General features: G+C 69.0%; 24 protein-coding genes and 1 pseudogene. 7 read left to right on the top strand and 18 right to left on the bottom strand.

Features of this window, described 5'->3' with window-relative positions; all coding sequences use genetic code 11:
- Positions 1-23 precede the first annotated feature (23 nt).
- The 8 genes and pseudogenes from AC1D2E_RS15735 to AC1D2E_RS15700 form a co-directional block, all read right to left on the bottom strand.
- A complete protein-coding gene (locus AC1D2E_RS15735; RefSeq protein WP_478198242.1) occupies positions 24-818 on the bottom strand; it encodes an amino acid ABC transporter ATP-binding protein in 795 nt (264 codons plus the stop codon).
- On the bottom strand, positions 802-1455 hold the full coding sequence (locus tag AC1D2E_RS15730; RefSeq protein WP_478198241.1) for an amino acid ABC transporter permease: 654 nt from the start codon (positions 1453-1455) through the stop codon (positions 802-804). The genes AC1D2E_RS15735 and AC1D2E_RS15730 overlap by 17 nt, the downstream gene beginning before the upstream one ends.
- Positions 1456-1461: 6 nt before the next feature.
- Positions 1462-2124 (bottom strand): amino acid ABC transporter permease, encoded by a 663-nt coding sequence (locus AC1D2E_RS15725; RefSeq protein WP_478198240.1) that lies wholly within the window; start codon positions 2122-2124, stop codon positions 1462-1464.
- Between the two features lie 16 nt (positions 2125-2140).
- Positions 2141-2932: a transporter substrate-binding domain-containing protein gene (locus AC1D2E_RS15720; RefSeq protein WP_478176170.1), complete on the bottom strand. Its 792-nt coding sequence runs from the start codon at positions 2930-2932 to the stop codon at positions 2141-2143.
- The gene (locus AC1D2E_RS15715) at positions 2929-3726 is read right to left on the bottom strand and encodes a GntR family transcriptional regulator (RefSeq protein WP_478198239.1); all 798 of its coding nucleotides are present in this window, start codon (positions 3724-3726) and stop codon (positions 2929-2931) included. The genes AC1D2E_RS15720 and AC1D2E_RS15715 overlap by 4 nt, the downstream gene beginning before the upstream one ends.
- Before the next feature lie 217 nt (positions 3727-3943).
- Positions 3944-4279 carry a hypothetical protein gene (locus AC1D2E_RS15710; protein WP_478198238.1) on the bottom strand — a complete coding sequence of 112 codons (336 nt, stop codon included), beginning with the start codon at positions 4277-4279 and terminating at the stop codon, positions 3944-3946.
- A gap of 46 nt (positions 4280-4325) precedes the next feature.
- Positions 4326-5291, bottom strand: a pseudogene (locus AC1D2E_RS15705) (Bug family tripartite tricarboxylate transporter substrate binding protein).
- A gap of 52 nt (positions 5292-5343) precedes the next feature.
- Positions 5344-5784 carry an OsmC family protein gene (locus AC1D2E_RS15700; RefSeq protein ID WP_478198237.1) on the bottom strand — a complete coding sequence of 147 codons (441 nt, stop codon included), beginning with the start codon at positions 5782-5784 and terminating at the stop codon, positions 5344-5346.
- A gap of 194 nt (positions 5785-5978) precedes the next feature.
- On the opposite strand from AC1D2E_RS15700, the gene AC1D2E_RS15695 reads away from it, so the two are divergent.
- Positions 5979-7670 carry a long-chain fatty acid--CoA ligase gene (locus AC1D2E_RS15695; protein ID WP_478198236.1) on the top strand — a complete coding sequence of 564 codons (1692 nt, stop codon included), beginning with the start codon at positions 5979-5981 and terminating at the stop codon, positions 7668-7670.
- Positions 7671-7688: 18 nt separating this feature from the next.
- On the opposite strand, the gene AC1D2E_RS15690 is transcribed toward AC1D2E_RS15695, so the two are convergent.
- From AC1D2E_RS15690 to AC1D2E_RS15660, 7 genes are all read right to left on the bottom strand, one after another.
- Positions 7689-9158 (bottom strand): amidase, encoded by a 1470-nt coding sequence (locus AC1D2E_RS15690; protein WP_478198235.1) that lies wholly within the window; start codon positions 9156-9158, stop codon positions 7689-7691.
- Between the two features lie 208 nt (positions 9159-9366).
- Positions 9367-9711: an AzlD domain-containing protein gene (locus tag AC1D2E_RS15685; protein WP_478176189.1), complete on the bottom strand. Its 345-nt coding sequence runs from the start codon at positions 9709-9711 to the stop codon at positions 9367-9369.
- The gene (locus AC1D2E_RS15680; RefSeq protein WP_478198234.1) at positions 9711-10475 is read right to left on the bottom strand and encodes an AzlC family ABC transporter permease; all 765 of its coding nucleotides are present in this window, start codon (positions 10473-10475) and stop codon (positions 9711-9713) included. The genes AC1D2E_RS15685 and AC1D2E_RS15680 overlap by 1 nt, the downstream gene beginning before the upstream one ends.
- Positions 10475-12127, bottom strand: a complete 1653-nt coding sequence (locus AC1D2E_RS15675) for a dipeptide ABC transporter ATP-binding protein (RefSeq protein ID WP_478198233.1) — start codon at positions 12125-12127, stop codon at positions 10475-10477. The genes AC1D2E_RS15680 and AC1D2E_RS15675 overlap by 1 nt, the downstream gene beginning before the upstream one ends.
- Positions 12128-12138: 11 nt before the next feature.
- On the bottom strand, positions 12139-13011 hold the full coding sequence (locus AC1D2E_RS15670) for an ABC transporter permease (protein WP_478198232.1): 873 nt from the start codon (positions 13009-13011) through the stop codon (positions 12139-12141).
- Positions 13012-13013: 2 nt separating this feature from the next.
- Complete coding sequence (locus AC1D2E_RS15665) at positions 13014-13955, bottom strand: ABC transporter permease (RefSeq protein WP_478198231.1); 942 nt, start codon at positions 13953-13955, stop codon at positions 13014-13016.
- A 58-nt stretch (positions 13956-14013) separates the two neighbouring features.
- Entirely contained in the window at positions 14014-15636 is a 1623-nt protein-coding gene (locus AC1D2E_RS15660; RefSeq protein ID WP_478198230.1) for an ABC transporter substrate-binding protein, read from the bottom strand.
- Positions 15637-15826: 190 nt separating this feature from the next.
- Here AC1D2E_RS15660 and AC1D2E_RS15655 point away from each other — a divergent pair, with 190 nt between their 5' ends.
- On the top strand, positions 15827-17272 hold the full coding sequence (locus tag AC1D2E_RS15655; RefSeq protein WP_478198229.1) for an aminotransferase-like domain-containing protein: 1446 nt from the start codon (positions 15827-15829) through the stop codon (positions 17270-17272).
- Positions 17273-17283: 11 nt separating this feature from the next.
- Here AC1D2E_RS15655 and AC1D2E_RS15650 read toward each other — a convergent pair whose 3' ends face one another.
- Entirely contained in the window at positions 17284-17766 is a 483-nt protein-coding gene (locus tag AC1D2E_RS15650) for a RidA family protein (RefSeq protein WP_478198228.1), read from the bottom strand.
- The gene (locus AC1D2E_RS15645) at positions 17763-19124 is read right to left on the bottom strand and encodes an NAD(P)/FAD-dependent oxidoreductase (RefSeq protein ID WP_478198227.1); all 1362 of its coding nucleotides are present in this window, start codon (positions 19122-19124) and stop codon (positions 17763-17765) included. The genes AC1D2E_RS15650 and AC1D2E_RS15645 overlap by 4 nt, the downstream gene beginning before the upstream one ends.
- A gap of 163 nt (positions 19125-19287) precedes the next feature.
- Between AC1D2E_RS15645 and egtB the strand changes: the two genes are divergently transcribed.
- The 5 genes from egtB (at position 19288) to AC1D2E_RS15620 (ending at position 23222) form a co-directional block, all read left to right on the top strand.
- Positions 19288-20535 (top strand): ergothioneine biosynthesis protein EgtB, encoded by a 1248-nt coding sequence (egtB, locus tag AC1D2E_RS15640; RefSeq protein WP_478198226.1) that lies wholly within the window; start codon positions 19288-19290, stop codon positions 20533-20535.
- Positions 20535-21524, top strand: coding sequence for an L-histidine N(alpha)-methyltransferase (egtD, locus tag AC1D2E_RS15635; RefSeq protein ID WP_478198225.1), 990 nt, complete (start codon positions 20535-20537; stop codon positions 21522-21524). The genes egtB and egtD overlap by 1 nt, the downstream gene beginning before the upstream one ends.
- A 124-nt stretch (positions 21525-21648) precedes the next feature.
- Positions 21649-21930: a DUF427 domain-containing protein gene (locus tag AC1D2E_RS15630; protein ID WP_478115466.1), complete on the top strand. Its 282-nt coding sequence runs from the start codon at positions 21649-21651 to the stop codon at positions 21928-21930.
- On the top strand, positions 21927-22667 hold the full coding sequence (locus AC1D2E_RS15625) for a 2OG-Fe dioxygenase family protein (protein WP_478198224.1): 741 nt from the start codon (positions 21927-21929) through the stop codon (positions 22665-22667). Before AC1D2E_RS15630 ends, AC1D2E_RS15625 begins: the two co-directional genes overlap by 4 nt.
- Positions 22668-22778: 111 nt before the next feature.
- Complete coding sequence (locus AC1D2E_RS15620; protein WP_478115463.1) at positions 22779-23222, top strand: universal stress protein; 444 nt, start codon at positions 22779-22781, stop codon at positions 23220-23222.
- Here the strand turns inward: AC1D2E_RS15620 and AC1D2E_RS15615 are convergent.
- Positions 23219-23884, bottom strand: a complete 666-nt coding sequence (locus AC1D2E_RS15615; RefSeq protein ID WP_478198223.1) for an RluA family pseudouridine synthase — start codon at positions 23882-23884, stop codon at positions 23219-23221. The two genes, AC1D2E_RS15620 and AC1D2E_RS15615, sit on opposite strands and share 4 nt — an antisense overlap.
- Between the last annotated feature and the right edge of the window lie 24 nt (positions 23885-23908).

The raw sequence follows: 23908 nt of genomic DNA, 5'->3' as shown, positions 1-23908 counted from the left end.
CCGGGGGTTCCCGGCCGCGCGCTTCAATCGTGCAAGGATGAAAGAAACTGTTGCAGCTCGGGCGTCTTCGGGCTGCCGAACAACTCCGCCGGTGGTCCCATCTCGTGCACCCGGCCCTGGTGCATGAAGATCACGCGGTCGCTGACCTTGCGCGCGAAGCTCATCTCATGGGTCACCATCAGCAATGTCATGCCCTCGACCGCCAGCGATTCCACCACCCGCAGCACTTCGCCGACGAGCTCGGGGTCGAGCGCCGAGGTGATCTCGTCGCACAGCAGCACCGCCGGCTCCATCGCCAGCGCGCGGGCGATCGCCACGCGCTGCTGCTGGCCGCCCGAGAGCTGGTCGGGCATGGCGTCGAACTTCTCGGCCAGGCCGACGCGCGCCAGCAGCTTGCGCGCCTGGGAGGCGGCCTCGACGCTGCTGCGCTTCTTGACCAGGGTCGGCGCCAGCATCACGTTGCGCCCGACCGTCAGGTGCGGGAACAGGTTGAAGCTCTGGAAGATCATGCCGACATGCTGGCGCAGCTCGCGCATCGCCATCGCGCTCTCGTGCAGCAGCGGCTTGCCGTCGACCGTGAGCGAACCCTCCTGGAAGACCTCGAGGCCGTTGATGCAGCGCAGGAGCGTGCTCTTGCCCGAGCCGCTCTTGCCGATGATGGCGATCACCTCGCCGCGCTTGACTTCGAGGTCGATGCCCTTGAGCACCTCATTGCTGCCATAGGACTTGCGCAGCGCCGTGATTCGCACGATGGGTGCGGCGGACGGCCGGGCCGCGGGTTCGGCTTCGGAGGCGGGGGCTTCAGCGACGAGCGACATTGATCTTCCTCTCGAGGTTCTTGGCGTACAGGCTCACGGGAAAGCACAGCACGAAATAAAGCAGGGCGACGCAGCTGAACACCACGAAGGGCTTGAAGGTGGCGTTCGAGATCATGCTGCCGGCCTTGGTGAGCTCGATGAAGCCGATCACCGAGGCCAGCGCCGTGCCCTTGATCACCTGCACCAGGAAGCCGACCGTCGGCGCCACCGCGATGCGGGTGGCCTGCGGCAGGATCACGTGGCGCATCTGTTCGCTGAAGCTCAGKGCCAGACTGCCCGAGGCCTCCCACTGGCCCTTCGGAATGGAGGCCACGCAGCCGCGCCAGATCTCGGTCAGGAAGGCGCTGGTGTAGAGCGTGAGCGCCACCGAGGCCGCGGTCCAGGCCGAGACGTCGACGCCGAAGAGGGCGATGCCGAAGTAGGCCAGGAACAGCTGCATCAGCAGCGGCGTGCCCTGGAACACCTGCACGTAGAGCCCGATCAGCCGGTCGACCACCGGTCCGCCCGACAGCCGCGCGAACAGCAGCAGGCCGCCGACCACGCCGCCGCCGACGAAGGCGATCAACGACAGCACCACCGTCCAGCGCAGCGCCAGCAGCAGATTGCGGAGAATGTCCCAGAGGGAGAAGTCGGTCATGGCGCCTCACCGTCCGAAGAAGTACTTGGGGCCGGCCCAGTTCAGCAGGCGCCGTGCGCCCACCGACAGGGCCAGGTAGATCACCGTGGCGACGATGAAGGCCTCGAAGGCGCGGAAGTTGCGGCTCTGGATCAGGTTGGCGGCGTAGCTCAGTTCCTCGGTCGAGATCTGGCTGCACACGGCCGAGCCCAGCATCACGATGATGATCTGGCTCACCATCGCGGGCCAGACCTTCTTCATCGCCGGCGGCAGCACCACGCGCATGAACACCTGCACCTTGTTGAGCGCCAGGCTCACGGCGGCCTCGATCTGGCCGCGCGGCGTGGCCTCGATGCCGGCGCGGATGATCTCGGTCGCGTAGGCGCCGAGGTTCATCACCATCGCGATCACCGACGCCACTTCGGGCGACAGCTTGAAGCCGGCCGCCGGCAGCCCGAAGAAGATGAAGAACAGCTGCACGATGAAGGGCGTGTTGCGGATCAGCTCGACGTAGCTGCCGACCACCCAGCGCAGCCAGGTCGGGCCGCTGGCGCGGGCCCAGGCGCAGGCCACGCCGACCACCATGCCGATCACGGTCGCGATGGCCGTGAGTCCCAGCGTCCAGAGCACGCCCCTGGCCAGCAGGGGCCATTGGCCGAGGACGGCGCCGAAGTCGAATTCGATGCCCATGGCAGGCCGTCGCGTTTCAGACCGGCAGGTCGCCGGCCGGGCGGCCCAGCCACTTCTTCGCCATGGCGTCGAGCGTGCCGTCCTTCTTGGCGTTGGCGATGATCTCGTTGACCTTGGCCTTCAACGGGTCCTCGCCCTTGGCGATGCCGACGAAGCAGGGGCTGTCCTTGAGCAGCAGCTTGTACTCGGCGCCGAGCTGCGGGTTCTTCTGCATCATGTCGCCGGCGACCGCGGCGCTGGTGGCCAGGGTCTGGGTCTGGCCGGCCACGAAGGCGGCGATGGTGGCGTTGTTGTCCTCGAAGCGCTTGTACTCGAGGCTGGCCGGTGCGACCTTGGCGAGTTCCTGGTCCTCCATCGCGCCGCGCGTCACGGCCACGGTCTTGCCGCCCATGTCGGCAAAGCTCTTGATGTTGACGCTCTTCGCAGCGTAGACCGCCTGGAAGAAGGGCGCATAGGCCGACGAGAAGTCGATCACCTTCTCGCGCTCGGCGTTCTTGCCCAGCGTGGAGATCACGAGGTCGGCCTTGCGGGTCTGCAGGTAGGGAATGCGGTTGGCGCTGGTGACCGGCACCAGCTCGACCTTGACGCCGAGCTTGCTGGCGATCAGCTGCGCCATCTCGACGTCCAGGCCCTGCGGCGTCATCGTCTTGTCGACCGAGCCGTAGGGCGGGTAGTCGGTCGGCACCGCGATCTTGATGAGCTTGGCCTTCATCACGTTGTCGAGCGCGCTCTGGGCGTGCGAGACGCCGGTGGCGAACAGGGCGGCCGCGGCCAGGGCGAGCGCGAAAGTGCGCTTGGTTTGCTTCATAACAGGGCTCCTAGGTAGGTCGATGAATCGTCGGGTGAAGGGTCGGACGCGGCCGCCTTCCGGCCCCTCCTGGAAGGGCCGGTACGCAAGAGCTGTGCCTCGCCTCTGGGGTCGGCGGCCGTGCCCTGGATCGGTGCCAGTGCGTCCCGCAACTGGGCCAGCGGGTCGGTCGGTGTCTGCACGCGCAGCGCCGACTGCACGGTGCCGATGTGCTCGCTCATCAGGGCCTCGGCGGCCGCGATGTCGCCGCGCTCGAGGGCGGCCACGATGCGCACGTGGTCCTCGCAGGACTGCGCCGCGTCGTGCGAGGACTGGTAGAGCATCGCGATCAGCGTGGTGCGGGCGGTGAAGTCGCGCAGCGTGTCGGCCAAGAGCGAGTTGCCCAGGCATTCGGCCAGGCAGACGTGGAAGTCGCCGAGCAGGTAGCTGCGGTTGCCGATGTCGCTTTCCTTGAGCGCTGCCTTCTCGCGCTTGAGGTGCGCCTTGAGTGCGCGCAGGGCGTCGCGGTCGATGGCGCCGGCGCTGCGGATCAGGCCCGACTCGATCACGCGCCGCGCCTCGAAGGCTTCGCGTGCCTCGTCCTGCGACGGCTCGATCACGAACCAGCCGCGGCGTGCGCTCACGGTCACGATGCCGCGCGCCGCCAGCCGGGTCAGCGCCTCGCGCACGATGGTGCGGCTGCAGTCGAACAGCATCGCGAGCTGCTGCTCGCCCAGGCGGGCGCCGGGCGCGAGCTTCTGTGCCATCACCGCTTCGACGATGCGTGCACTGATTTCGGGAGCGGTGATGGACATGGCGCTGCATACAAGCAGCTTTCATGCCTGCTTGTATGCAAGCCTGAGCCCCGCAACGGTGCGTTGCCCGGGGCGTCAGCGGCCGAAAAAAAGGCCCGCACGAGGCGGGCCTAACCTTGATTGCACTTGCAGCAATGAACTAACAGCCCGATTTTCGCGCTGTCCGGCGCTTTCGGGTGTGGGAAATTCGTCGAATCGGGGTTGTTACCTTTTGCTGCTAAAGCCCCATCAACGCCGAGATCTTCCGGGCCACGGACTTCGGGGGGGCGGCCGCCGGAGCCTTCTCGACCGGCGGTGGCATGCGGCGGGCCGCCAGGGACTCCAGGGCCTGGGCGACCCGGTTCGACGACGGGTCATCGGTCCTTCGCCTCCACGCGGCGGCGACCCGAAGCAGCTCCCAGGGGCTCAGCGGCCGTGGCGGCGGCCGCTCCGGGTCGAGGGGCGGTCCGCCATGGTGCGAGGAGCCTTCGGGCGGCAGGCGGAACCGGCGTTGCCCGAACAGGCCGTCGGGCGCGGGCCGACGGGAAAAATACAGGTGATCCATGTAAGTCATTTTGGCTACTTTCTCGAGCGCCCGACAGCCTCCGAAAGATGTAGGGTCAGTCCAATCTGGCGCCCGAGGCCTTCACCGCCTTGTCCCATCGCGGTGTTTCCGCGGCCAGGAAGCGGGCGAAATCCTCGCTGCCCAGGTAGGCCGGGTCGGCGCCCTGGCTCACCATGCGCTCGCGCACCTCGGGACTGGCCAGCACCTGCTTGAACGCATCGCTGAGCTTGGCGACCACGTCCTTCGGGGTGCCCGCGGGCGCCAGAAAGCCCTAGAAGCCCACCACCTCGAAGCCCTTGATGCCGGATTCGATCACGGTCGGCACCTCGGGCAAGGCCGGGTTGCGCGTCGCGCTGGTCACCGCCAGCGCGCGCACCTTGCCCTGCTTATGGTAATTGGCCGCCTGCGGGATCGATTCGGCCATGAACTGCACCTGCCCGCCCATCAGGTCGGTGAAGGCCGGCGCGCTGCCGCGGTAGGGGATGTGGACCATGAAGATACCGGTGGCGCTCTTGAACATCTCGGGCACCAGGTGGCTGATGCCGCCGTTGCCGGCCGAGCCGTAGTTGATCTGTCCCGGCCGGGCACGGGCGTAGTCGACGAACTGCCGCAGATCCTGAACCGGCAGCTTGGGCGTCACCAGCAGCGCGAGCGGCTGCATCGCGGTGCGCGCGACCGGGGTGAAGTCGCGCAGCGTGTTGTAGGGCAGCTTGGCGTACAGCGCGCCGTTGATCACCGCCACGCCGGTGTTGGCAAGCATCAGCGTGTAGCCGTCGGGCGCGCTCTTGGCCACCGCCTCGGCGCCGACCGAGCCGCCGGCGCCCGGCTTGTAGTCGACGATGATCGGCTGGCCCAGCACCGCCTGCAGCTTGTCGGTGAGCAGGCGCGCATGCTGGTCGAGCGGGCCCCCGGCCGGGAAGCCGATGACGACCTTGATGGGCTTATCCGGAAATGCAGCCACGGCGGCGGCCGAAACCGACAGCCACAGCAGCGCGGCGATGCCTTTGCGGGCGATGTTCATGGGTGTCTCCTCGTTGTGAGGAGATCATAAACAGCGCCCGGCGTCCGCCTCGTCAGGGCTTGAGGGTGGCCTTGAACGTGATCTCGGGCACGCTGGCCAGCGCCTTCGACAGCGGGCAGCCTTCCTTGGCGCCGGCCGCGAGCTGCTGGAACTTCGCCTCGTCGATGCCGGGCACCACCGCCTCGAGCTCGAGCTGGATGCGGTCAATCTTGAAGCCCGGGCCGTCCTTGGCCAGCCGGACCGCGGCCTTGGTGTCGATCGAGGTCGCCGTCAGGCCGGCGCCCTCGAGCGCGAAGGCAAAGGCCATCGTGAGGCAACCGGCGTGTGCCGCGCCCAGGATCTCCTCCGGGTTGGTGCCGCGCTTGTCGTCCTCGAAGCGGCTGGCGAAGCCGTAGGGGTAGTCCTTGAGCGACCCGGTTTCGGTGCTGATCAGGCCCTTGCCGGTCTTGCCGGCGCCCTCCCAGTGAACGCTCGCGTGCTTGTCTGCTGCCATGGAAGCTCCTTGTCGAAAGGGGTTGAGAGTCCGCTTTTTTACGGCAGATCGGGCGCCGCGTCTGTCGGTCAATGGCGGTAGCGGAGCGTGGCCCCCTGCCTGGGCGTCGAGTCGCCCAGGCGACGACCGTGGGGGCTTCCCCGATGCGGGAGGTGCCGGGAGCGTCGTAGGCTCTCACGCTCTCTGGAGACTGTATGGATCGCCCGCATTACAAGTTCTGGCCTCAGCGCCTGCCCCGTTCGATCACCGTGCCCGCGACCTCGCTGTGGCACAACCTCGCGGTCAATGCCGCGCGCTATCCGCGCAAGCCGGCGCTGGTCTTCTTCGGCAGCGAGATCAGCTACGCCGAGTTCGCGGCGCAGGCCGAGCGGCTCGCCGGCACCCTGCATGCCCTGGGCGTGCAGCGCGGCGACCGCGTGATCCTCGACATGCAGAACTGCCCGCAGCTGGTGATCGCCCATTTCGCGATCCTGCGCGCCAATGCGGTCGTGGTGCCGGTCAATCCGATGAACCGTGCCGAGGAGCTCAAGCACTACATCACCGACCCCGACGCGAAGTTCGCGATCACCACCGGCGACCTGGCGCCCGAGCTGGCCAAGGCCAGCAACGCGCTCGATCCCAAGGACCGGCTGGCGCACATGATCGTCACCCAGTTCACCGACACCTTCGACCCCGAGGTCACGGGCGACGAGGCGCCGGCGCCGGCCTGGCGCGACTGGTTGCTGACGCAGCATCCGCTGCCGACCCTGGAAGGCGGTGCCGTGATGCGCTGGACCGACGCGCTCGGCGCCGGCCATGCGCCGCCCGAACACGTGGTGGGCGCCGACGACATGGCGCTGCTGCCCTACACCAGCGGCACCACCGGCCTGCCCAAGGGCTGCATCCACCATCATTCGAGCCTGATGCACAACGCCTGCGCCAGCCAGCTGTGGGGGCTCGGATCGCCCGAGGTGGTGGTGCTGGCCGTGGTGCCGATGTTCCACATCACCGGCGTGGTCAGCATGATGCACACGACGGTGCTGATCGGCGGCACGCTGGTCATCATGCCGCGCTGGGACCGCGACGTCGCCGGCCGCCTGATCTCGCGCCGCAAGGTCACGAGCTGGACCAACATCCCGACCATGGTCATCGACCTGATGGCCAGCCCCAATTTCGCCAGCTACGACCTCAGCAGCCTGAGCTACATCGGCGGCGGCGGGGCCGCGATGCCGCAAGCCGTGGCCCAGCGCCTGTTCGAGCAGTTCGGCCTCAAGTACCAGGAGGGCTACGGCCTCACCGAGACCGCCGCGCCCTCGCACGCCAATCCGTTCGAGAACCCCAAGCAGCAGTGCCTGGGCATCCCCTACATGAGCACCGACGCGCGCGTGGTCGACCCCGACACGCTGCAGGAAATGCCTGTCGGCGAATCGGGCGAAATCATCATCCACGGGCCCGAGGTGTTCCAGGGCTACTGGAAGCGGCCCGACGCCACGGCCGCGGCCTTCGTCGAATTCGAGGGCAAGCGCTTCTTCCGCTCCGGCGACATGGGCCGCATGGACGAGGACGGCTACTTCTTCATGACCGACCGCCTCAAGCGCATGATCAACGCGAGCGGCTTCAAGGTCTGGCCGGCCGAGGTCGAGCTGCTGATGTTCCGCCATCCGGCGATCCAGGAAGCCTGCGTGATCGGCATCAAGGACGCCTACCGTGGCGAGTCGGTCAAGGCGGTGGTGGTGCTGCGCCCGACCCACAAGGACACGACCGAGCAGCAGATCATCGACTGGTGCCGCGAGAACATGGCGGTCTACAAGGTTCCGCGCGTGGTGCAGTTCGTCGACGCGCTGCCCAAGAGCGGCAGCGGCAAGGTGATGTGGCGGCTGCTGCAGGAGGCCGAGAGCGGCGGCTAGCACCGCCGCCTCGGCGGCTCAGCGGGTGACGTGAACCCCCGGCCGCTGCCCCGCGTTCCACTGGCCGTCGAGGGCCCGCTCGATCTGGGCCGCGAGCTGAAGCAGCAAGCCGTCGTTGGCCTGGCGCGCCTGCGCCTGGATGCCGAGCGGCAAGCCGTTCTCCTGCGTTGCCATCGGCAGCGAGATGCCGGGCATGCCGCAGAGGTTGGCCAGCGGCGTGTAGGCGAAGTTCTTCCAGAGGTTGGCGAACCAGTCGTGCACCGAAGGGTTGGTGCTGGTCGTGAGGTATTGCGTCGTCCCGACCCTGGGCGTGGGCAGCGCGGTGACCGGCGTCAGGATGATGTCCCAGTCCTCGAAGAAGCGACCGAAGGCGCGCGAGGTGCTGTTGAACACGGCCTGCATCTTCGAGCGCTCGGTGTACGAAGTGTGCAGGCCGGCTTCCCAGATCTTGATGTTGATCGGCTCCAGCAGCTCGGCCGGCGGACGCTCGTAGCCCAGGCGGGCGATCTGGCCGGCGATGACCTGCGCGAAGTTGCTGGTGTAGCAGGTGGTCTGGGCGGCGAAGGCGCCTCGGAAATCAACCTCGGGCAGCGCCCAATCCACGTGGTGGCCGAGGCCTTCGAGGAAGCGGCCGACGCGCGCCAGTTCGGCCACGAAGTGCGGCGTGGCACGGAAGTCGCCCCACTCGTGCGACAGCGCGATGCGCAGGCGGCCGGGATCGCGCTGGATGAGTTCGCCGTAGGGCTCGGCGGGTGTCCAGAAAGGCATGAATTCGCCCGGCGCGCCACCGCGGCAGTGGTCGACGAAGGCCGCCGTGTCGCGCACCGTGCGGCTGTGGCAACCCTGGATCGAGACCAGGCCGCTGAGGTCGGACAAGCCCGGTGCCAGCGAGAACACGCCACGCGACACCTTCAGGCCGATGTTGCCGTTGACCCCGGCAGGGATGCGGATGGAGCCGCCGCCGTCGGTGGCGTGGGACAGCGGCAGCACGCCGGCCGCAACCGCCGCCGCCGTGCCGGCCGAGGAGCCGCAGGTCGTGTAGTCGAGGTTCCAGGGGTTGCGCGTGACATAGAGCGCGTTCTCGGCCGAACTGCAGACGCCGAACTCGGGCGTGGTGCTGCGCCCGATGATGTTCAGGCCCGCCTTGCGGATCTGTCCGGTGAGGAAGCTGTCCTCGGCCGGGCGATGGCCCTGCATCAGCATCGAGCCGAACTCCTGCAGCCGGCCCTTGAGCGTCGGCCCCAGGTCCTTCATGAGGTAGGGCACGCCGGCGAACGCGCCGCCGGGGTCCATGCCGTCCTTCAGCGGGTCGGCCACCACGTCGTCGAAGACCTCGACCACGGCGCTCAGCGACGGGTTGGTCTTCGCGATGGCGGCCGCGGCCTGGGCCGCCAGTTCGGCCGCCGATACCTCGCCCTTGCGGACCCGTTCGGCCAGGGCCACGGCATCGTGGTCGGCCCATTCATCCCAGCGCATTGCCAGCGTCATCTCAAGTTCTCCATTTCAGTAAATAAATGCGGTGCACCTTTGAGGTGCCGCGGTTGTCGATTCATTCTTCCACCGCGCTTTCGCCCGGCCAGCGCAGCGAGGCCCGTTCGGGGAACACCGCGGAACCGGCTTCGCCGGGCCGCCGGTGTTGCCCCCGGCGAGGGGGTGGGCGGCTACACGAAGTGAGCCAACCTGGGGGAGATCTCATCTATGGCCAGCCGAAGCCAACTCTCAGCAGCATCAGCGTACCCGTGCCGACCAGGATCGTCCCGGTCACATCGTTGCGGCGCAGCAGGGAGCAGACCAAGGCCGCGGCGACCGCGAACAGCCGTGCGTCGCGCCAGTCGGCCAGCAGGTGGCCGTGGCTCAGGAATACATCCGGCACCACCATCGCCAGCAAGGCCGCGACCGGCGCATGCCGGAGTCCGCGCCACAACCAGCCGGGCAGCTTCGGCTCGCTGTCCGGAAGCAGGAAGAAGCTGCGTGTGAGCACGGTCACCCCCACCAGGGCCAGCACGGCCAGCCAGGCGTGCATCTCGCGGCCTGCGTGCATCACGCTGCGCTCCATCGGCGGTCGGCCCAGAGGCCGGCCACGAAGGCCGTGGCGATGGCCGCGACCACGTTGAGTCCCATCGGCCACGAGGCGGTGGCCAGCGCGACGGCGCCCGCGGCCAGCGCCGAGCATCGCACCGCCCGGTCGCTGAGCATCGGCAGCGCCAGCGCGAGCAGGGCCAGCACGCCGATGAAGCGAAGTCCCCAGGCGGCCGGGATGGCATCGGCCAGGAAGATGCCGGCGAGCGACGCGACGTGCCAGGCCGCCCAGTTGGTCAGCGCCAGACCGAGGAAGTAGCCCTGCTGCACCGGCGTCGCGCGGCCCGCCGGCGACGGCTCCGGGTAGCGCTGCACGAACTGCGCATAGACCGGGTCACCCGCCAGGTAGGACAGCAGCAGGCGCAGCGATCGCCGGTGGCGGCCGAAGTAGCGGCGCCAGTTCACGCTGAAGACGACGAAGCGCAGGTTGAGCACGCAGGCGGTGGCGACGATCGTCCACAAGGGCGCGCCGGCTGCGATCAGCGGCAGGCAGGCCAGTTGCGATGCGCTGGCGAACACCAGCAGCGACATCGCGAGGACCAGGCCCAGGCCGACGCCGCTCTTGGCCATCGCCACGCCCGCGACCAGGCCCATGGCCACGGTGCCGAGCGCGGCGCCGGCGATGTCGCGACGGCCTTGCCCGAAGGCGGCGCGCCACGCTGGATCCTCGAGCGACGCGCGCCAGGCGCGCCGTCGGTCCCTCGTGTCCGGGTCCGGCTTCGGCATCAGGCCGCCGCGAGCAGGGGCCGGTTCGCGAGTTCGACTCGCGGCGCGGCGGCCAGCAGCTGGCGCGTGTAGTCGTGGGCCGGGGCGCCGAAGACCTGGCCGGTCGGCCCTTGCTCGACGATGCGGCCCCGGCTCATCACGATCACCCGATCGCACAGTTGGGCGGCCACGCGCAGGTCGTGCGTGATGAAGAGGATGCCCAGCCCGAGGTCGCGCTGGATCTCGCGCAGCAGGTCGAGGATCTGCGCCTGGACCGAGACGTCGAGCGCCGACACGGCCTCGTCGGCCACCAGCACCTGCGGCTGGCAGGCGATGGCGCGCGCAATTGCCAGGCGCTGGCGCTGGCCGCCCGAGAACTGGTGCGGGTAGCGGTCGAGCGCGGTGCGCGGCAGCTGGATGCGGTCCATCAGCTCTTCCGCGCTGCGGCGCGCGTGGCGCTTGCCCATGCCGAAGTTCATCGCCCCCTCGATCATCGAGGAGCCCACGGTGCGGCGCGGATTGAGCGAGCGGTTGGGGTCCTGGAACACGACCTGCACCCGCGAGCGCAGGGGGCGCAGCCGGCCTTCGGGCAGCGTGTTCACCTCGGCGTCGCCCCAGCGGATGCTGCCTTCGCTGGGCGCGATGAGCCGGATCATGCAGCGCGCGAAGGTGGACTTGCCGGAGCCGGATTCGCCCACCACGCCGACGGTCTCGCCGCGGTGCACCGCCACGCTGGCGTCCTGCAGCGCGGTGTTGTGCTTCGCGCGGCCCATCCAGTCGCGCCGGGTGTAGACCTTGCCGACGCCGCTGCCGGCGAGCAGCGGCTTGCCGCCGGGCAGCGCACGCGCGGGCGGCGGCGTCATGCCCGGCACGGCGTCCAGCAGCGCGCGCGTGTAGGCCGCGCGCGGGCAGCGCAGCACCTGCTCGCGCGGGCCCTGCTCGACCAGCGCGCCGCGGTGCATCACCAGCACCTCGTCGGCGATCTCGGCCACCACGCCCATGTCGTGCGTGATGAAGAGCACCGCGCTGCCTTGCTCGGCCTGCAGTTCGGCGATGAGCTTGAGGATCTCGGCCTGCGTGGTGACGTCGAGCGCGGTGGTCGGCTCGTCGCAGATCAGCAGCCGCGGCTTGAGGATGATGGCCATCGCGATCACGATCCGCTGCCGCTGGCCGCCCGACAGCTGGTGCGGGTAGCTGGCATGGATGCGCGCCGGGTCGGGCAGCCGCACGCGTTCGAAAGTCGCGAGGATCTTCGCCTTGCGTTCGGCCGCGCTCCACGGCGTGTGGGTGCGCAGCAGCTCGTCGACCTGCTCGCCGCAGCTCAGCACCGGATTGAGCGCGGTCATGGGCTCCTGGAACACCATGCCCATGCCGGTGCCGCGCAACTGGCGCAGCCGCTTCTCGGAGACGAAGCGGCCCTGGTCGAGCAAGGTCTCGCCGGCCAGGATCACCTGCCCGGCCGCGACGCTCAGTCCCTTGGCGAGCAGGCCCATCACGGTGGTGGCAAGCACCGACTTGCCGGAGCCGGATTCGCCCACGACGCAGAGGGTCCGGCCGGCCTCGATGCGCAGGTCCAGGCCTTCGATGGCGTGCGGGCGGTCGGCGTCCGAGGGCAGTGCGACCTGCAGGCCGCGCACTTCGAGGACGGCGGCGGATCGGTTGGAATCAGTCATGGATCGAAGCCTCAGACGCGTTTGGAGAACTTGGGGTCGAGCACGTCGCGCAGGCCGTCGCCGAGCATGTTGATCGCCAGCACCGTGGGCACCAGGAACAGCGCCGGGAACAGCACGTTGCCCGGGCTCTGCGAGAACTGCACGCGGCCTTCGGCCATGATGTTTCCCCAGGTCGGCACGTCCGAGGGCAGGCCGAGGCCGAGGAAGCTCAGGATGGCTTCAGTGAGGACGGCCGAGGCTGCGATGAATGTCCCCTGCACGATCAGCGGCGCCAGCGCGTTCGGCAGGATGTCGCGCCACAGGATCATGGCGTTTGCCGTGGCCAGGGCCCGCGCGGCTTCCACGAAGGGTTCGTCGCGCAGGCTCATGACCAGCGCCCGGACCAGCCGCGTGACGCGCGGCACCTCGGGCACGGCGATGGCCAGGATCACCGTCGGCAGGCTGGCGCCGAGCACCGCCACCAGCGTAATCGCGAGCAACACGGCGGGGATCGCCATGACGCCGTCCATCACGCGCATCAGCACCGCGTCGACCGCGCGGAAGTAGCCCGCCAGCATGCCCAGCAGGCAGCCGAAGGCGATCGCGACGAAGGCGGTGAAGAGGCCCACCGTCAGCGAGATGCGGGTGCCGTACAGCACGCGGCTCCAGATGTCGCGGCCGACGCTGTCGCTGCCCATCCAGAAGGTGTGGGCGAATTGCGCGCCGTCGGGCATCGTCACCTGCCCGGCGGTGCCGGCGTCGACCGAGATGAAGCCCGGGTCCATCGCCGACGGATCGAAGGTGCCGAGCCAGGGCGCCAGGATGCCCAGCAGCGCCAGCACCACCAGCACCACGATGCCGCCGCGCACGGCGCTGTTGCGCCAGAGTTTCTTCAGGGTGCTCATGATCAGTAGCGGATCCGCGGATCGAGAAGGAGGTAGCTCAGGTCGACCAGCAGGTTGACCGTGACGTAGACCACCGCGAAGAACAGCACCACGCCTTGCAGCACCGGAAAGTCGCGGTTCAGCACCGCGTCGACCGTCAGCTGGCCGAGGCCGGGAATCGCGAACACGGTCTCGGTGACCACCACGCCGCCGAGCAGCAAGGCCGCGCTGACGCCGATCACCGTGACCACCGGCACGGCGGCGTTGCGCAGCGCGTGGTGCTTGAGCACCTCGAGCTCGGTGATGCCCTTGGCGCGGGCGGTGCGGATGTAGTCCTCGGTCAGCGCTTCGCTCACCGCGGCACGCGTCACGCGCGACAGCAGCGCCACGTAGGTGATCGCCAGCGTGAGGCAGGGCAGCACGAGCTGGTGGAACCAGGGGCCCACGCCGTCGGCGAAGCGCCGGTAGCCCTGCACCGGAAACCACTGCAGCTTCATCGCCAGCAGGTAGATCAGGGCGTAGCCGACCACGAACACCGGCACCGAGAAGCCGGCCACCGAGAAGGCCATCACGGCCTTGTCGAGCCAGCCGCCCATGCGCCATGCGGCCAGCGTGCCGAGCGGAAGCGCGATCGCCACGGCCAGCAGCAGGGTGCCGCCGGCCAGCGACAGCGTCGGCTCCATCCGCTGGCCGATCAGTTCGAGCACCGGTTTGTTCAGGAAGAAGGAGAAGCCCAGGTCGCCGTGCAGCACGCCGCCGGCCCAGATCGCGAACTGGGCCCACAGCGGCTGGGTCAGCCCGAGCTGCGCGCGGATGCGGTCCAGGTCTTCGTTGGTGGCGCTGTTGCCGCCGATGACGGCCGCCGGGTCGCCGGGCGTGAGGCGCACGATCATGAAGATCGCGATGRCCACGACCAGCAGCACGGGAAGGGTGGCGAGCAGGCGCTTGCCGAGAAAGGTCAGCATGGGAGGACTCCGGGAGAAGGCGCGAGGGGGCGGCGACGCGGTCGCCGCCGCCCGCGGCCTATTGCTTCTTGATGTTCCAGTACACCTGCGCGCCTGCCGGGATCAGGCCGTCGACGTTCTTGCGCACCGCGGCGGGCTGGTTGTACTGGCCGACCGGCACATGGGTTCCGGTCTCGAAGGCACGCAGCTGGGCCGCCTGTGCCAGCTTCTTCTTCTCGGCATCGGTCTTGGCCTGCGTGAACTGGACCTTGATCTCCTCGAGCTTCGGGTCGTTCTGCCAGCCGAACCAGCCCTTGTCGCCGGTGGCATTCATCATCGCCATCGTGATCGGGTTCAGGATGTCCGATGCGGTCCAGGAGGTCATGAACGCGCTCCAACCGCCGGCTGCGGGTGCGTCCTTCTTGGCGCGGCGCGCCACCAGCGTCGACCAGTCCATCGACTGCATGTCGACCTTGAAGCCGGCCTGCTCGAGCTGCTGCTTGGCCACCAGCGGCAGCTTGCCGATGGTCGGGTTGTCGGTCGGGCGCATCAGGACCACGGCTTCGCCCTTGTAGCCGGCTTCCTGCAGCAGCGCCTTGGCCTTCTGCGGATCGGCGATGCCCGTGTAGTCGCCGGTCTGTTCCGACTCGAAGGGCGTGCCGCAGGGGAACATGCTCTTGCAGTAGCGGGTGAGGCCGGGCGTGCCGACCTGCGTGCGCAGGAAGGCCTCCTGGCCCAGCGCGAGCATCGCGGCGTGCCGCACCTTGTCGTTGTTGAACGGCGGCTGCAGGAAGTTGAAGCGCAGGATGAACTGGTTGCCGGCCGGCTGGGCGTCGACCAGCTTGATGTCGGGATGGGTGCGCAGCGTCGCGTACTGCTCGAAGGCCGGCTGCTCGAGGATGTCGGCCTCGCCGTTCAGCAGCGCATTCATCTGGGTCTGCGCGTCGCGGATGATGAGCCACTCGACGCGGTCCACGTACACGTTCTTGCCGCCGGCGGTCCCCGACGGGGTCTCGGCGCGCGGCTTGTAGCGCGCGTTCCTGGTGAACACCACGCGTTCGCCCGGACGGAACTCGTCGGCCTTGAAGACATAGGGGCCGGAGCCGACCGATTCCTTGATCTGCGTATCGCCCGGGGTATCGGCGACGCGCTTGGGCATGATGAACGGCACGTTGGAAGACGGCTTGCCCAGGGCTTCGAGCATCAGGCCGAAGGGCTCCTTCAGCACGATCGAGAAGGTCTTCGCATCCGGCGTCTCGTAGCGTTCGGTGTTCTTGGCCAGCTGTGCGCCGAAGGTGTCGCGGCTCGCCCAGCGCTTGATGGAGGCCACCACGTCCTCGCCGGTCACCGGCTTGCCGTCGTGGAACTCGAGGCCGTCGCGCAGCGTGAAGGTCCAGGTCCTGTTGTCGGCCGAGATCTTCCATTTGTCGACCATCTGCGGCTTGATGTGGCCTTCGAGGTCGGTGGCGAACAGCGTGTCGTAGACCATGTAGCCGAAGTTGCGCGTCACGTAGGCCGTGGTCCAGATCGGGTCGAGCACCGTGATGTTGCTGCTCGGGATGATCTTCAGCGTGCGGGTCTGGGCCAGTGCCGGCGCGATGGCCACGCCGGCCAACAGCGCCGCGGCGCCCCACCTGGCAAAGCGGCGTGTCAAGTTTGCGGCCGGGCGGGCCTGCGGATTCGAGAAGGGCTGCAGTTGCATGTGGATTCCTGAGTGGATGGATCGCGTCTCGCCCAGGCGCATCGGCCCTGGGTTCCTCGCTGTGCCGGCATCCGGATGGCGTCTGTCGGCGAGGGCTCCATTGAGACAGGAGAGATCAAAAATGAATATATACAGTTGAGGTGTCCTGTAGTAGAACAGTGCCCGCCCATCCCCTCAGTTGGGGCCTTTCATGCACCCTGAACGTGCATCCGTCGCCGTGATCACCATCGACCCCTCGCTCCCCACCCCCCTGGTCCGGCAGGTCTACGACGCCCTGCTGGCGCGCATCGCGTCGAATGCCATGAAGCCCGGCGAGAAGCTGCCTTCGGTGCGTGCCCTCGCGAGGGATTGCGCCGTCAGCACTATGACCGTGACCAATGCCTACCAGCGCCTGGTGGCCGAGGGCCACGTCGAGGCGCGCCGCGCCAGCGGCTACTACGTGGCCGAAGTGGAGCGGGCCGCGACGCGGCGCAAGCCCTTCCTGGGCCGCACCTCGGTCGACTCGCTGTGGCTCCTGAAGCATGTCTACGAGGACGATCGCACGCTCCTCAATGCCGGCTGCGGCTGGATTCCGCCCGAGATGCTGCATATAGACAGCGTGAAGCGCTCGCTGGCCGCGCTGGCGCGCAAGTCGTCGGCCGGGCTCGCCAACTACGGCACCCCCTACGGCTACCTGCCGCTGCGCCAGCAGATCCAGACGCTGCTGGCGCACAAGGGCATCGAGACCGCGCCGCACCAGATCGTGCTGACGCACGGCGCCTCGCAGGCCTTGGGCCTGGTGGCGCGCTGCCTGCTGCAGCCGCGCGATGTGGTGCTGGTCGACGAGCCGAGTTCGACCAACCTGTTTGCAATGCTGCGCTCGCTCGACCTGAAGCTGGTCGGCGTGCAGCGCACCGTGAACGGGCCGGATGTCGCCGCGCTGCAGTCGCTGGCCCAGCGCCACGGCGCCAAGGCCTTCTTCACCACCACCAACCTGCACAACCCGACCGGCAGCCAGTGCACGCCCGCCGTGGCCTACCAGATGCTGCGGCTGGCCGAGCAGTTGGACTTCCGCATCGTCGACAACGACGTGATGTCGGGCCTGGAGCCGCCCGGTGCGATCAGCCTCGCCAGCCTCGACCGGCTCAAGCGCGTGATCCACGTCGGCAGCTTCTCGAAGACGGTGTCGCCGAGCCTGCGCGTGGGCTTCGTGGCGTCCAACGAGGAGTTCACCGAGAAGCTGATCTTCCAGAAGATGGTCAACAGCCTCACGACCTCCGAGCTCAGCGAGAAGCTGCTGTACGGCGTGCTGGTCGAGGGGCGCTTCCGCAGCCATCTCGCGCAGCTTGCGCAACGGCTTCGCGCCGCCCAGAACGCCGTCTGCGACGGGCTCGAGGCGGCCGGCATGCAGTTGTTCATGCGGCCGGCGGGCGGGCTGTTCCTGTGGGCGCGATTCGAGCGCAGCGACGTCGACATGCGCGCACTGGCGCAGCGCGCGATCGGGGAGGGCTTCCTGCTCGCGCCGGGCGATCTGTTCAGCACCGACGTGCGGCCCACGCCGTGGCTGCGCTTCAACGTCGGCTATTCGGACGACCCGAAGCTCTATCGTTTCCTCGCGCTGGAGGCGAGAAGGCAGCGCAAGGCCCAGGGCCTCTAGCGGCTCTGGCGTTAGTCGAATTCGACCTCGGCCTCGATCTCGACCGGAATGTTGAAGGGCAGTTCGGCCATGCCGACCGCGCTGCGGGCGTGGGCGCCGGCCTCGGGCCCGTAGAGCGCAAGGATCAGCGTCGAGAAGCCGTTGATCACCTCCGGCATGCGCATGAAGCCCGGCGCGGCGTTGACCATGCCGAACACTCGCACCCAGGCCGTGATGCGGTCGAGGTCGCCGAGGGCGCGCTGCAGGCTGGCGAGGATGGCCAGGCCGGTCAGCTGCGCGGCCTGGAATCCCTGCTCGACGGTCAGCGCCTGCCCGAGCTTGCCCAGCGGCTCGGCGAAGCTGCCGTTCGCGGCGAGCGGTCCGTGGCCGGAGATCAGCGCCCGCCGGCCCAGCAGGCGCACCGGAGGGAAGGGCAGCAGCACGCCGGGCGGCGGCGTCACGGGCGGCGGCAGCGCCAGGCCCATGTCCTGGAGTTTCTGTTCGATGCGTGTCACTCGGTCCTCTCCTTGGCGCGGACGTCGGCCACCACCCGCGCATGGCGCTGGAAGCTCCAGTAGGCGCTGGCCCAGTCCATCAGCACCACGAAGCGGTTGCGAAAGCCGATCAGGAAGTAGATGTGCGCGAACAGCCAGAACAGCCAGGCCAGCTTGCCCGAGAAGCGCAGCGGTCCGAAGGGCGTGCCGAGGTCGACCACGGCCGAGTTGCGGCCGATGGTGGCGAGGTTGCCGTAGTCGCGGTAGCGGAAGGGCTCGGTCGGCTGGCCCGCGATGCGGTGCAGGATGTTCGAGGCCGCGGCCCGCCCCATCTGCTTGGCGCCGGGCGAGACGCCGGGGACCGGCGTCGGCTCCTTGCCCGGCTGGTGGCTCATGGCCGCCGCGAGGTCGCCGACCACGCTGATGTCCGGTCGGCCCGGCAGGCTGAGGTCGGGCAGGACCTTGACCCGGCCGGCGCGGTCGGTCTCGGCGCCGGTGGCCGCGGCCAGCATCCGGCCGAGCGGCGAGGCGGCGACGCCGGCGGCCCAGATCACGCAGCCGCAGTCGATGCGGTGGCTGCCGAGGCCGGCGCCGCCGTCACTGAACGGCGAGGAGATCTGCAGTCCGGTGGCGTCGATGGACGTGACGCGGGCATTCAGCCGCACCTGCACGCCGAGCTTCTGCAATTGCTCCAGGGCGCGCTGGCTCAGCGATTCGGGCATCGCCTGCAGCACGCGGGGGCCGCCCTCGATCAGCAGCACCTCGGCGCTGCTCGGGTCGATGTGGCGGAACTCGCCCTCGAGCGTGTGGCGCGCGATCTCGGCCAGCGTGCCGGCCATCTCGACGCCGGTGRGGCCGGCGCCGATCACCGCGAAGGTCAGCAGCGCGCGGCGCCGCACCGGATCGCTCTCGACCTCGGCCGCCTCGAAGCTCACCAGCACGCGGCGGCGGACCTCGAAGGCGTCGGCCRGCGTCTTGAGGCCCGGCGCCATCGGCTCCCAGGCGTCGTTGCCGAAGTAGCTGTGGGTCGACCCGGCGGCGACGATCAGGTGGTCCCAGGCCAGCTGGCTGCCGTCCGCCAGTTGCACCGTGCGGGCCGCCGGGTCGATCTGCGTGGCTTCGCCCAGCAGCGTCGTGACGTTGGGCTGCCGGCGGAACAGCAACCGGATCGGCGCCGCGATCGACGGYGCCGCCAGGCCCGCGGTCGCCACCTGGTAGAGCAGCGGCTGGAACAGGTGGTGGTTGGTCTTGTCGACGATGGTGATGTCGACATCGGCCTTCTGTAGCCTGCGTGCCGCCTCGAGGCCGCCGAAGCCGCAGCCGAGGATCAGGACCCGGGGGCGGCCGGAGGACGGTGACGTCGTCGGGGGGATGCTCATTCGGCGGATGATACGCAGGCCCTGGCAGACGCCGGCGAGTTGTGCCAAAGTGGCGCGTTCTGCCGCGCCGGCGCCCCCGGTCCGTGATCCGGCGCGAACTTGTCCTACGGCACTTGTCCGCCCGCATGGGCTAAAAAGCGTTCAAGCCAAACTTGGAGACCCCATGAACCTGATCCGGCCGAAGCTGCCGGCGGCGGAGGCGTTGCGCGAGCGTTTCGAGGCCGTGCGCGCGCACAGCCTCGAACTGGCGTCGCCCCTGTCGGCCGAGGACCAGTGCATCCAGTCGATGCCCGACGCCAGCCCGACCAAATGGCATCTGGCGCACACCACCTGGTTCTTCGAGACCGTGCTGCTGCAGCCGCATGCGAGCGGCTACCAGGTGTTCGACCCGCGTTTCCACTATCTCTTCAATTCCTACTACGAAGCCCTGGGGCCGCGCCATCCGCGGCCGCAGCGCGGCTTGCTGACACGGCCGTCGCTGGAACAGGTGCACGACTTCAGGCGCCACGTCGACCAGGCGGTGCTGGCCTTGCTGGACCGCGCCGCGGAAACCGATTGGGCGACCATCGAGCCGATCCTCACGCTGGGCCTCCAGCACGAGCAGCAGCACCAGGAACTGATCGTCACCGACATCCTGCATGCGCTCTGGTGCAATCCCTTGCTGCCGGCCTATCGCGCGCCGGCCGGGCCGGCCCTGCGGCTGGCTTCGACGACGCCGCTGGTGCGCTGGCTGCCTCAGCCGGGCGGGGTGGTCGAGCTTGGCCACGGCGGGCCGGGCTTCGCCTTCGACAACGAGACGCCGAGGCACCCGGTGCTGCTGCGGCCCCATGCGATCGCGCACCGGCTCGTGAGCTGCGGCGACTACGCGCAGTTCGTCGCCGATGGCGGTTACCAGCGGCCGGAGCTCTGGCTGTCCGATGGCTGGGCTGCTGTGCAGGCGCAGGGCTGGCGCGCACCGGCCTACTGGCTGGCGCCCGACGATCCGCGCCTGGCCTGGCAAGCCGTGCCCGCCGGCTGGCAGGTGTTCGGCCTGCACGGCGTGCGTCCCCTCGAGCCGGAGGCCCCGGTGGCGCAGCTGAGTTTCTTCGAGGCTGCCGCCTATGCCGAATGGGCCGGTGCCCGGCTGCCGACCGAGTTCGAATGGGAGGCGGCGCACGACGCGCCCGGCGTCACCCAGATGAGCGGCCATGTGTGGCAATGGACCCGTTCTTCCTACGACCCGTATCCGGGCTTCCGGCCGCTCGCCGGCATCGCGGCGGAATACAACGGCAAGTTCATGGTCGGCCAGCTGGTGCTTCGCGGCGGCAGCATCGCGACGCCGCAGGGGCACACGCGGGCCAGCTATCGCAACTTCTTCCCGCCGGCCGCTCGCTGGCAGTTCTCGGGGCTGCGGCTCGCGAAAGACCTCTGATGGGCACTCCAGCTTTCAACCGCCACGCCTTTCGCGCCGCGCAGCGGGCGGCACCGCTGTCCGACTTCGCGCGCGAGCTGTTCGCCGGCCTGAGCCTCGATGCGCGCAGCATCTCGCCGAAGTTCTTCTACGACGTCGAGGGCTCGGCGCTGTTCGACCGCATCTGCGAACTGCCCGAGTACTACCCGACGCGCACCGAGCTGCGCATCCTCACCGACTGTGCCTCCGAGATCGCGGACCAGATCGGGCCGGACGCCGAGATCATCGAATTCGGCGCCGGCTCCCTGACCAAGGTGCGGCTGCTGCTCGATGCGCTCGCGGCGCCCCGGCGCTACGTGCCGATCGACATCTCGGGGGCCCACCTCGAGGCTGCCGCCGAGCGGCTGCGCATCGACTATCCGCGGCTCGCGGTGCAGCCCGTGGTGGCCGACTACACGATGCCGCTGGTGCTGCCGCCGGCGCGCGAGAAGGGCGCCGGCCAGCGTGTGGGCTTCTTCCCGGGCTCGACGCTCGGCAACTTCTCGCCCGACGAGGCGCTCGCCTTCCTTCAGCTCGCGCACCGGCTGCTGCGCGGCGGCGGCCTGCTGCTGGGCGTCGATCTCGTCAAGGACCCGGCGCTGCTGCATGCCGCCTACAACGATGCCCAGGGCGTGACGGCGGCCTTCAATCTCAACCTGCTGCGGCGCGCCAATGCCGAACTGGGCTGCGACTTCGATCTCGACGGCTTCACGCATGCGGCCTTCTACAACTCGCCGCTGCGCCGCGTCGAGATGCACCTGGTCAGCCGCCGGGCGCAGGAGGTGACGCTCGACGGCCAGYGATTCAGCTTCGAGGAGGGCGAGACGCTGCATACCGAGAATTCGCACAAGTTCACGGTCGAGGGGCTGCGCGCGCTGGCCCGGAGGGCCGGCTTCCGGCCTGCCGCGGTGTGGACCGATCCCGAGCGCCTGTTCAGCGTTCACTGGCTGCAGGCGCCCGCGGCACAATAGCGTGCTGCCCCCGATTGGGTGGGCACCGGAGAAAACTGCATGACCCCCATCACTCATCACTTCGTGTATTCGTTGCCCCCCGAGGGGGGCTCAGCGCCCTTCGGGCGGCCGGGCGGTCGCTGAAATGAAAGCAGTCTGGAACGGCGTCACCGTGGCCGAGAGCGACGACACGGTGCTGGTCGAAGGCAACCACTATTTCCCCATGGAATCGCTCAATCGCGACCATGTGACTTTCAGCAACCACAAGACCACCTGCGCCTGGAAGGGCACCGCCAGCTACTTCTCGCTGCTGGTCGATGGCGAACTGCATGCCGATGCGGCCTGGTACTACGCCGACCCCAAGCCCGAAGCCGAAATGGTCCGCAACCGCGTCGCCTTCTGGAAGGGCGTGAAGGTGACGGAGTGAGCCTCGCGTTCAGTCCCCCTTTCACGCCTCCCGACCGACTCGTTCCCACGCTGCGCCAGGATGGCTACGCGGTGCTGAGCCCGCAGGGCGTGGCCGACTGGCTGGGCGTGCCGCTGGCGCAGCTCGAGGCCCTGCATGCCGACTGGTCCCAATTGCCGCCGGACGACTACCTGAAGGATGGCGGGCGCTATAGGACGCGGCGCCACGCGTGCTTCACGGTCGACGGCGCCACGCTCGAGCAGGTGCCGCGTCGCGCCCACTGGCAGCCGGTCGAATACAACGCCTTGCATGGCGGCATGCAGCGCTGGTTCGCGCCGATGGAGGCGGCGACCGTGGCGCAGCCGGCCTGGCAGCAGCTGATGCGCGCGCTGGGTCAAGCGGCCAGCGGGTTGCGCGGCACCCAGCGCTGGTACGTGGAGGCGCACCAGTTCCGCATCGACACCGCCGACGGCATCGGCCGGCCGACACCCGAGGGCGCGCACCGCGACGGCGTCGACCTGGTCGCGGTGGCACTGGTAGGCCGCCACAACATCAAGGGCGGCGAGACCCGCGTGTTCGAGGCCAGCGGCCGGCGTGGCGAACGCTTCACGCTGACCGAGCCCTGGACGCTGATGCTGCTCGACGATGCGCGCGTGATCCACGAGTCGACGCCGATCCAGCCCCTGATCGATGGCGAGCCGGGTTGGCGCGATACGCTGGTCGTGACCTGCCGCTCCGGGAATTTTCAGGGCGATTGATCGCCGACAAGCGCGCCGCAGTCGTCCTACTACCGATGGCGGCGCCATGGATGTAAATTCGGGGTTCGCTTCGAGCGACCGAGCCCCGTAGAGAACCAAAGAGGTCCGCCCATGTTCAATCACATCCTGGTCCCGATCGACGGGTCCGACGCCTCGATGCTCGCGGTCAGCAAGGCCAGCGGCTTGGCGCTGGCGTTCGGCAGCCGAATCACGCTCATCCATGTGGTGGACAACTATCCCTTCATCGGCGTCGGCGCGGACTACGCGCTCGGTCAGAACGAATACCTCGCGGCCGCCACCAGCAGCGCCAACGCGGCGCTGGCGCGCGGTGTCGCCGCCCTGGCCGCCGAAGGCCTGCACAGCGACCAGCGCGTGATCGACGGCCATGTGGTGCACGAGGGCATCGTCGACACCGCGATCGCGATCGGCGCCGACCTGATCGTCATGGGTTCGCACGGCCGCTCCGGCATCGAGAAGCTGCTGCTCGGCAGCGTCACGCAGCGCGTGCTGCAGGATGCCAAGATCCCCGTGCTCGTGGTGCGCGGGGAGAACTAGATCCCTCCGGGGCCGAACAGGCCCTGATCGAAGGGTGCTGCGCTCTCGAAACGGCGCAGTTGCCCATCGGCGGGGTGCCTGAACTCGAGCAGGGTGGCGTGCAGCAGCAGTCGCGGCGCGCGTTGCCGCACGCTCTGCGTGCCGTACAGCGCATCGCCGAGGATCGGATGCCCGATCGACAGCAGGTGCACCCGCAACTGGTGGCTGCGCCCGGTCAGGGGTTCCAGCAGCAGATGACTGGCGTCGCGCTCGGGAAATGAACGCTTGACCCGCCAGCGCGTCTGGCTCGGCTTGCCCGAGGGATCGATCTTCTGCAGCGGCCGGCGCGGCCAGTCGGCGGCCAGCGGCGCATCGATCAGCGACCAGTCGTCGGCGGGCGGCAGCAGGCCTTCGACGATCGCCTCGTAGCGCTTGTGCACCTGCCGGGCGGCGAACGCGTCACCCAGCGCGCGCTGCATCTCGGGGCTGCGCGCCATCAGCACCAGGCCGCTGGTCGCCATGTCGAGCCGGTGCACCACCAGCGCGTCGGGCCACTGCCGCTGGGCCCGGGCGCTCAGGCAGTCCTGCTTGCCCTCGCCGCGGCCGGGTACGCACAGCAGGCCGGCGGGCTTGTCGAGCACCAGCAGGTGAGGGTCTTCGTGGAGCGGCTGCAGTTCGGTCATCGCAGGCCCGAGTCTAGAAGCCTC

The sequence above is a fragment of the Variovorax sp. P1_H2 genome, assembly GCF_056405295.1.
This window is presented reverse-complemented; position numbering and strand designations above follow the sequence as displayed.